The 8,465-nt window shown below is 71.7% G+C and carries 10 protein-coding genes; 6 read left to right on the forward strand and 4 right to left on the reverse strand.

Going from position 1 to position 8,465, the window contains the following annotated elements:
* The 5 genes from ACYVE9_RS09710 to ACYVE9_RS09730 all read left to right on the forward strand — a co-directional run.
* Window positions 1-362 (forward strand): hypothetical protein (locus tag ACYVE9_RS09710; RefSeq protein WP_461027353.1); only part of this gene is annotated, 362 nt, incomplete at its 5' end.
* Window positions 359-838 (forward strand): roadblock/LC7 domain-containing protein, encoded by a 480-nt coding sequence (locus ACYVE9_RS09715; RefSeq protein WP_461027354.1) that lies wholly within the window; start codon window positions 359-361, stop codon window positions 836-838. The genes ACYVE9_RS09710 and ACYVE9_RS09715, both read left to right, overlap by 4 nt.
* Window positions 835-1,263, forward strand: coding sequence for a DUF742 domain-containing protein (locus tag ACYVE9_RS09720; protein ID WP_461027355.1), 429 nt, complete (start codon window positions 835-837; stop codon window positions 1,261-1,263). Before ACYVE9_RS09715 ends, ACYVE9_RS09720 begins: the two co-directional genes overlap by 4 nt.
* Window positions 1,244-1,849: a GTP-binding protein gene (locus tag ACYVE9_RS09725; protein ID WP_461027356.1), complete on the forward strand. Its 606-nt coding sequence runs from the start codon at window positions 1,244-1,246 to the stop codon at window positions 1,847-1,849. The genes ACYVE9_RS09720 and ACYVE9_RS09725 overlap by 20 nt, the downstream gene beginning before the upstream one ends.
* A 54-nt stretch (window positions 1,850-1,903) precedes the next feature.
* Window positions 1,904-3,136, forward strand: a complete 1,233-nt coding sequence (locus ACYVE9_RS09730) for a styrene monooxygenase/indole monooxygenase family protein (RefSeq protein ID WP_461027357.1) — start codon at window positions 1,904-1,906, stop codon at window positions 3,134-3,136.
* Window positions 3,137-3,291: 155 nt separating this feature from the next.
* Here the strand turns inward: ACYVE9_RS09730 and ACYVE9_RS09735 are convergent, their stop codons facing one another.
* The 4 genes from ACYVE9_RS09735 to ACYVE9_RS09750 form a co-directional block, all read right to left on the reverse strand.
* Window positions 3,292-4,497 carry a C40 family peptidase gene (locus ACYVE9_RS09735; RefSeq protein ID WP_461027358.1) on the reverse strand — a complete coding sequence of 402 codons (1,206 nt, stop codon included), beginning with the start codon at window positions 4,495-4,497 and terminating at the stop codon, window positions 3,292-3,294.
* Window positions 4,498-4,985: 488 nt separating this feature from the next.
* Window positions 4,986-5,249 (reverse strand): hypothetical protein, encoded by a 264-nt coding sequence (locus tag ACYVE9_RS09740; protein ID WP_461027359.1) that lies wholly within the window; start codon window positions 5,247-5,249, stop codon window positions 4,986-4,988.
* A gap of 63 nt (window positions 5,250-5,312) precedes the next feature.
* Window positions 5,313-6,026 (reverse strand): TetR/AcrR family transcriptional regulator, encoded by a 714-nt coding sequence (locus tag ACYVE9_RS09745; RefSeq protein ID WP_461027360.1) that lies wholly within the window; start codon window positions 6,024-6,026, stop codon window positions 5,313-5,315.
* A 127-nt stretch (window positions 6,027-6,153) separates the two neighbouring features.
* Window positions 6,154-7,095, reverse strand: a complete 942-nt coding sequence (locus tag ACYVE9_RS09750) for an AurF N-oxygenase family protein (protein WP_461027361.1) — start codon at window positions 7,093-7,095, stop codon at window positions 6,154-6,156.
* A gap of 190 nt (window positions 7,096-7,285) precedes the next feature.
* Here ACYVE9_RS09750 and ACYVE9_RS09755 point away from each other — a divergent pair, with 190 nt between their 5' ends.
* Window positions 7,286-8,398, forward strand: coding sequence for a ferritin-like domain-containing protein (locus ACYVE9_RS09755; protein WP_461027362.1), 1,113 nt, complete (start codon window positions 7,286-7,288; stop codon window positions 8,396-8,398).
* Window positions 8,399-8,465 lie beyond the last annotated feature (67 nt).

Consider the following 8,465-nt stretch of genomic DNA (forward strand, 5'->3'; position numbering starts at 1 on the left):
CGGAGGAGCTCCGCAAGCGGCTCGGCGGCTTCCAGCAGGGAGCGCGGGACGGCCACCGGGACGTGGCGGCCCAACTGGGTGCCGACAACGCCCCCGGCCCCCGCGACGAGAACCACCGGCCGCCCCGGCCGAACGGCGACGAAGGCCGGCGGCACCCGGACGGCGAGCAGCGCCAGCCCGACCAGCCCGACCAGCCCGACCCGCCCGGCGAGTCCGACCAGCCCGGCCGGCAGCACGAGAACCGGCACGCCGTGCTGGACGAGCACGACCAGCACGAGAACGAGCACCACCAGCACGGCGAAGAGCAGGACAAACCGGGGGCGGACGACAACGGCGGGACCGTCGAGGAGGCACGTCAGTGAACGCGTCCACCACCGCGCACACACCCAGCAGCGAGGCGAAGAACCTGCGCTGGCTGCTGGCCAACCTGGTCGAGGAGGTGCCCGGCGTCAGATCCGTCGCCGTGATCTCCTCGGACGGCCTGCTGCTGCTCTCCTCCGACCCGGCACAGGGCGGCGAGCCGAAACCGCTGAGCAGCGGCCCCAGGGGCTCCAGCGCCGACCTCGCGACGATCGTCTCGGGTCTGGGCTCGCTCACCGTGGGCGCCGCCAAGCTGATGGACGGCGGCCCGGTCAAGCAGACCGTGATCAGCATGGAAGAGGGGTCGGTCTTCGTCATGGCGATCAGCGACGGCTCGTTGCTCGGCGTGCACGCCACCCCGGACTGCGACATGAGCGTCGTCGGCTACCACATGGCGCTCTTCGTCGGCCGGGCCGGCCACGCCCTCACACCCGAACTCCGCAGCGAGCTGCGCAAGTCGATGGAGCTGGACCAGTGACCTCGCACCCTCCCTTGCCCTCCCGTACGGGGGCGGACCGCAAACCCGCGCGGGTCCGCCCGTACTCGCTCACCGGCGGACGCACCCGCTTCGGGCACGTGCTGCTGGTGGAGACCTTCGTCGCGGCCGTCGAACCGCCGGCACTCGCCGGACCCGCCGAACGACGCGAACTCCCCTACGGGGGCGCCTGCCTGCGCGACCGGGTCATGCCGGAGATGCGGGCCATCATCGAACTGTGCCGCCGGATGCGTTCCGTCGCGGAGATCGCCGCCCTGCTGCGCATGCCGCTCGGCGTGGTGCGGGTGCTGCTCAGCGACCTCGCCGACCAGGGACGCATCCGCGTGTACGGAACCGGTCGGGAGACGGCCGGACGTCCCGACCGCGCACTGTTGGAAAGGGTGCTGGGTGGACTTCGCAGACTCTGACACGGAACCGCTCAAGGAGTGGCAGAAGGACACCGGCCGTGCCCCCATCGCGACGAAGATCGTGGTGGCGGGCGGCTTCGGTGTCGGCAAGACGACCTTCGTCGGCGCGGTCTCGGAGATCGAGCCGCTGACGACCGAGGCGCTCATGACCCAGGCCAGCGAGGACACGGACGACCTCGCCGCCACACCGGAGAAGACGACGACCACGGTCGCCATGGACTTCGGGCGGATCACGCTCGACGCCGACCTCGTCCTCTACCTCTTCGGCACCCCCGGTCAGCAGCGGTTCTGGTTCATGTGGGACGACCTGGTGCGCGGCGCGATCGGTGCCGTCGTGATGGCCGACACCCGCCGCCTGGAGGACTGCTTCCCGGCCCTGGACTACTTCGAGAGCTGCGGCCTGCCCTACGTCGTGGCCGTCAACCACTTCGAGGGCACACCCGCCTACGAGGCGGAGGACGTCCGTGAGGCGCTGTCCGTCCCGGAACGGGTGCCGGTGGTCGTCATCGACGCCCGGAAGCGGGCGACCGTCGTCGACGCGCTGCTCGTCCTGGTCGGACACGCGGTGGAACTCACCCCGGCGTGACAGCCCCGCCGCCACCGCGACCCGCCTGACACAGCCCCAAGGAGAAGGACCGCCATGCGGAAGATACTCATCGTCGGAGCCGGCCAGTCCGGGCTCCAACTCGCCCTCGGCCTGCAGTCGCACGGCTACGAGGTCACCGTGATGTCCAACCGGACCGCGGACGAGATCCGCGGCGGCCGGGTCATGTCGACCCAGTGCATGTTCCACACCGCGCTCCAGCACGAGCGCGACCTCCAGATCAACTTCTGGGAGAACCAGGCCCCGCGCATCGAGGGCCTCGGCGTCTCCGTCGCCGCGCCGGACAGCAGCCGCGCCGTCGACTGGCTGGGCGACCTCGACGGTTTCGCCCAGTCCGTCGACCAGCGGGTCAAGATGGCCGGCTGGATGGAGACCTTCGCCCAGCGCGGCGGGCAGCTCGTCATCCACGGCGCGGCCGTCTCCGACCTGGACTTCTTCGCCCGCACCTACGACCTGGTGCTGGTCTCCGCCGGCAAGGGCGAACTGGTCTCCATGTTCGACCGCGACGCCGCCCGCTCCCCGTACGACACCCCGCAGCGCGCGCTCGCCGTCTCCTACGTGCACGGCCTCGGCCCGCGCCCCGAACACCCGGACACCGAGGCGGTCCGCTGCAACCTGGTGCCGGGCGTCGGTGAACTCTTCGTGATGCCGAGCCTCACCACGTCCGGCCGCTGCGACATCCTCTTCTGGGAGGGCGTGCCCGGCGGACCGCTCGACGTGTTCCGCGACATCAAGGACCCCGCCGAGCACCTCACCCGGACGCTGGAACTGATGGAGAGGTTCACGCCCTGGGAGTACGCGCGGGCCACCAACGTGGAACTGACCGACGCCAACGCCACCCTCGCCGGTCGCTACGCCCCGACCGTGCGCAAGCCGATCGGCCGGCTGCCCGGCGGCGGCGCGGTGCTCGGGGTGGCCGACGTCGTCGTCGCCAACGACCCGATCACCGGCCAGGGCTCCAACTCCGCCTCGAAGTGCGCCGCTTCGTACCTGGCGTCCATTCTCGAACGTGGTGACCGGCCCTTCGACGAGGAGTGGATGCAGGCCACCTTCGACGGATACTGGAACACCGCCCAGCACGTCACCAAGTGGACCAACACGATGCTGGCCCCGCCGCCCGAGCACGTGCTCAACCTCATCGGTGCCGGTACGCAGTTGCAGCCGGTGGCGGACCGGTTCGCCAACGGCTTCAACAACCCCGCCGACTTCGAGCAGTGGTTCTACGAACCGGAGTTGGCCGCCGCCTACCTCGCCGAGGTCTCCGCCTGACTCCCTGCCCGACGGCTCAGCCGCGGCAGCCCGTCCCGCCGACGCCGCCCCACGGGCCCGCCTCTGGGTCCGTGGGGTGGCGCCGTGGGCGCCGGGGACGTGACTCAGGGCGCTGAGGGGGGCGGCGAGGCGTGCTCGGAGTGCCCAGGCGTGCTTCAGGGCGCCGACGAGGCCGAGTAGCCCGTGTCGTCGCCGTTCAGCGCGCCTGCGGGAAGTGCCGGCCGGGTCCAGCGCGGCAGCGGTGGCGCCGCCGGGTCGGGACGGACCGCTCCCAGCACCGGGTTGGCGGCGACGGGTGAGACCTTCACCCGGGCGCCCGGACGCGGTGCGTGCACCACCTGCCCGCCGCCCAGGTACATGCCCACGTGGGTGGCGTCCTCGAAGTAGACGACGAGGTCGCCGGGCCGAACCTGCCGCAGCGGCACCCGCCGCAGGCTGCGCCACTGCTCCTGGCTGGTGCGCGGCAGGTCCCGGCCCGCCCGGTCCCAGGCCCGTTCGGTGAGCCCGGAGCAGTCGAAGGCCCTCGGCCCCTCGGCGCCCCACCGATACGGCTTGCCGATCTGGTCCAGCGCGTACCGGACCGCTCGCTCACCCTCCGGTGAGGGCGCGCGGGCGTCGTCGTCGGCGCCCAGTGCGCCGGAGGAGAGCAGCCTGCGCTGCGAGTCGGCCGTCTCCTCCTGCTCCAGCGCCCGCAGCCGGGCCAGGTCGCGCTCGCTCAGCGACGCCAGCAGCTCCGCCACCGCGTCCATCCGCTCCCGCACCTGCTCCTGCCTGCTCTGTCGGCGCTCCGCGAGTCGGCGCTGCCGGTCCAGGGCCCGGCGAGCCGCCGCCGTCGAGCGGTCCAGACGCCGCTCTCCGCCGGTCAACCGCCGCAATACCAGCGCCTGTTCGTCGGCGATCCGGTTGAGCAGGTGTCCGTGGGCGAGGGCCTTCTCCGGGTCCCTGCTCAGCAGCAGCTTCAGGTAGGGGGTGAGGCCGTCGGTGTCGCCCCGGTACTGCCGGCGGGCGAGCCGGCCGGCCTTGGCCCGTTCGGCGTCCAGCCGGGAGCGGGCACCGGACAGCCGCTTCGTCAGCCGGGCGACCTCGGCGCGCTGCTGCCGCAGCTTCGTGTCCGCGGCGTTGTAGGCCTGCGTCGCGGCTCCGGCCTGCCGGTAGAGGGTCCGCAACTCGGTGAGCAGTTCACTCACCGGCCGGTCGGCCGGTGCGGCGGCGACCGGCGTCACCGGTCCGGCGGGGGAGACCGGGGCCGCCAGCAGCACCAGCGTCGCCGCCGTCACCAGCCCCACCGACCGTCCGGCGGTGCGCAGCCCCCAGGCCTGCCCGCGCGGTGCCCCTGACACCCTGTCCGGTTTCTCCGGCACTGCGATCACCTCCTGTGGTCGCAGGAAGCGTGCCACCGGCGGTCGTATTGTCCGAGTGTTGTTGGGCGATCTCGCCCAACAACGTCACCCGATGGGGGAGCGCCGGGAATCGTTCGGCGCGCCGCCTGGTGACGGACCGCCAGGTGTGCGCGACCGACCGCCGTCGGCGCCCGGCGCCGCCGACGTGGTGGGGCCTGCCCCCCGGGCACGCTCTCCCCGGACTCGGGGGGCAGGCGTTGGTGCGGGCGTCCGTCGATGCCCGTGGTGGTGGTCGTCGGCGGCGTCCCGGCGGCGAGCCGCGCCACCAGCCGTGCCCGTGTGACGGGCGGGGGCCGCCCGCGGGGAAGGGCCGAGCGGAAGTGGGAGGCGCGGACGGAGCGGGCAGCCCCTCACAGGCAGTGAATAGGACTAGACCAACCCTGTCAATGGTCCATACCAAGACACCCCTGGAGTATTCGTCACTCCCCGCCCCTCGGCCGGCTGCCCGCTCAGCGCTGCCTGCGCCACGGCCACTTGAGACCGCCGCCCGGCGGCTCCTCCGGCGCGTGCACGTACTTCCACCCTCGCGGCAGCCCCAGCCGGTTCACCCCGGCCGCCTCCAGCAGGTAGACGTGGACCAGCGGCGGGCCGCCGTCCGCGTCCGGGACGGGGATCTCGTACCGCTTCGGCGGCCGGCCCGTCGGCCCCAGCAGCACCGGCAGGGTGCGCCCGTCCATGGGGCCGCCGACAAAAAGGGTCTCTTCGCTTCTCACCCCGCCAGTCTCACAGCTCCGGCCTTCGCGGTGCCGCCACGCCCCCGCGGCCGGCCGGACCCGTCAGAGCAGGTGGGCGGCGTCCGCCACCAGCGGAGCCACCCGGCGGGCCATGTCGCCCACCGGGCCGTCAGCGCGTTCCAGGGCCAGGGCGGCCCGCAGAGTGTCGGCGGTCTGCGCGTCCCGCGAGGCCGTCGCGACCAGCGCGGCGACGAAGTGGTCCAGCAACCCGTCACGCAGCTCGTCCAGCCCCGGCTGCTTGCCCTCGTCCAGCCAGATCAGCGAAGCGGCCTCCACCGCGGAGATCCAGGTCCGCACCGTCATCCGCAACCGCAGACCCGGCTCCGGCACGGCGAGGTGCGTCAGGATCTCGTCGGCGGCCGCCCGCCGCACCTCGTCGACGATCGCCGACGTCCGCGACGTGCCCACCACGCTGCCTCCGCGCAGCAGCGCCGTGAACCCGGCGTCGTGCTCGTCCACGAACGACAGGTAGCGGTCGAGGGCGTGCCCGAGCCGGCACGTGAGCGAGCCCGTCGTCGGCTCCGCGAACCGCTCCTCCAGCGCGTCCGCCGCAGCGCGCAACGCCGTCTCGTACAGCTGCTGCTTGCCGCCGGGGAAATACCGGTAGACGAGGGGGCGCGAGACCCCCGCCGCGGTCGCCACGTCGTCCAGGGACACGTCCTCCGGAGCGCGCCGCGCGAAGAGGCCGAGCGCGCTGAGGATCAGCTGTGAGCGCCGCGCCTCCACGCTCATGCGTCGATACGCCGGAACCGTCATGCCAGGCAGCGTAACGGGCCACCGCGCACGACGACCGGGCCCGGTGGCACGGGGGCCCGTCCCGTGCGGGGGGCCGCCCCGTGTGGGAGAGGGCCCGTTCCGGGCGGGGCGGCCCGGGTGTGCGGCGTCAGGCCAGGAGGCCCGAGCTGCGCCACAGCCGGCGGCCGACGCCCCGCAGCACGCCGATCTCGTCGAGGAAGTCCGTCAGCCGCTTCGCGCCGCTCTGCATCACCTCGCGGCGGTGTCCGCTCGCCTTCACCTGCGCGAGCGCCTCCCGCCGGTCCAGCCCGACGTTCGTGTAGACGTCCGGATTGATGAACGCCAGCGAGAAGACCCGCGCCGCCTCACCGGAGCTGATCCGCGTCAACTGCCGTTCCCAGCGCGGAGCCGTCAGCATCTGCCGCCGCAACTCCTCCCGGGCGTAACGCACATGGCGGGCCTCCTCGACGACGTGGATGCGCGTCACACCCCGGACGAGCGGCTGCACCCGCTCGTCCGGGAACGTCAACCGCTGCATCCAGTCCAGGATCTCCTCGCCCAGCAGCGTGCACGCGAACGAACCCGGCGTGGTGGAGATCGTCTTCAGCACCCGGGCCGTGTTGTGGTGGAAGCGGCTCACCGGGTACGCCGGGGCGCCGCCCGTCGTGATCATCCGCGCGAACATCATCGAGTGCCGGCACTCGTCGGCGATCTCCGTCAGCGCGTACCTGACGTGCGAGCTGGTCAGCGACTTGTCGTAGATGTGCCGCACCAGCAACTGCATCAGGATGATCTCGAACCAGATGCCCAGCGAGGCGAGCGACGCCGCCTCGTGCCGGGCGAGGTCCATGCGCTGGTCCTGCGACATGCGCTTCCACATCGGGGTGTCGTAGAGCGAGACCAGCTCCGGCGGCCAGAACCACTTGCCCTCTTCGAAGGGCGCGTCCCAGTCGAGCTCGGTGTCCGGGTCGAAGGAGTGCTTGCGCGAGGACTCCAGCAGGCGTTCGGCCACCTGCTCCCGGTCCTTGAGCATGCCGAGCGCGTCCCGCAGCACGGCGGCCTCGGTGGCGGCGTCAGGGGCTGTTGTCATGGCTGAGGCACCTCACTGCTGGGGCGTTACCGTCGGTTACATCAAGCACCTCCCCTTATGAGACTCCTTGTCAGCAAGCTCGTCAAGAGCTCCCGCGTGACTTGTTGACCCTGTGCTGATGAGCGTGTGAGCCTGCCAACTAGCCATTCGTGTCCCGGGATTCGCCAAGTCAGCGGTGCCAGGAGGTCTCATGTCGACGCACGAGCTCTACACGCACGACCCGCGAGAACCGGACTGGCAGGTGCCGGCCACCGGTGCCGCCCGCTTCAGCTGGGAGTACGACGACGGCCGCGCCCGCCTGCTCGCCCTCTACCAGAAGGGCAAGGACAAGCAGTGGGACGGCAACAAGCGCATCGACTGGCACCTGGAAGTCGACCCGGACGACCCGCTCGGCATTCCCGACGAGTCCCTGACCCTCCACGGCACGCCCCACTGGGCCAAGATGTCCGAGCGCGACAAGTCCGAACTGCGCAGGCACTACGCCTCCTGGCAGTTCAGCCAGTTCCTGCACGGCGAACAGGGGGCCCTGGTCTGCGCGTCCCGCATCGTCGAGTCCGTGCCCGACCTCGACGCCAAGTTCTACTCCGCCACCCAGGCCATGGACGAGGCCCGCCACGCGGAGATCTACAGCAGGTTCCTGCACGAGAAGGTCGGGATGCTCTACCCGATCAACGACAACCTCCAGTCGCTGCTCGGCGACACCCTGCGCGACTCCCGCTGGGACATGCCCTACCTCGGCATGCAGGTCCTCATCGAAGGGCTCGCCCTCGCCGCCTTCGGCATGATCCGCGACACCACCGACAAGCCCCTGCCGAAGCAGATCCTCGCCTACGTCATGCAGGACGAGGCCCGGCACGTCGCCTTCGGCCGCATGGCACTCCGCGACTACTACCAGCAGCTCAGTACCACCGAACTGCGCGAACGCGAGGACTTCGTCATCGAGGGCTGCTACCTCATGCGCGACCGTCTCAAGGGCAACGAGGTCCTGGAGAACTTCGGCATCTCGGCCGCCGAGGCGGAGACCTACAGCGAGCAGTCCGAGTTCGTCCACCTCTTCCGGCGCCTCCTGTTCAGCCGCATCGTGCCCTGCGTCAAGGACATCGGCCTCTGGGGCGAACGACTGCAACGCGCCTACCTCGACATGGGCGTCTACGAGTACGGCGACGCCAACCTCGACCAGTTGATGGCCCAGGACGAGCAACTCGCCGAAACCCTCGACGCCGAACGCTTCGCCGCCGAGGAAGCCGCCCGCACGAAGGAGGTCGCCGACGCCATCGAGCAGGGCGCGACGGGGGAGGGCTGAGCGCGGGCGCTGAGCCGGAGCCGGCGCGGGAGGGCGCGCGCCGGTGACGTCCGCGAGCCGCCCCTCC

This window comes from Streptomyces sparsus (assembly GCF_054776295.1).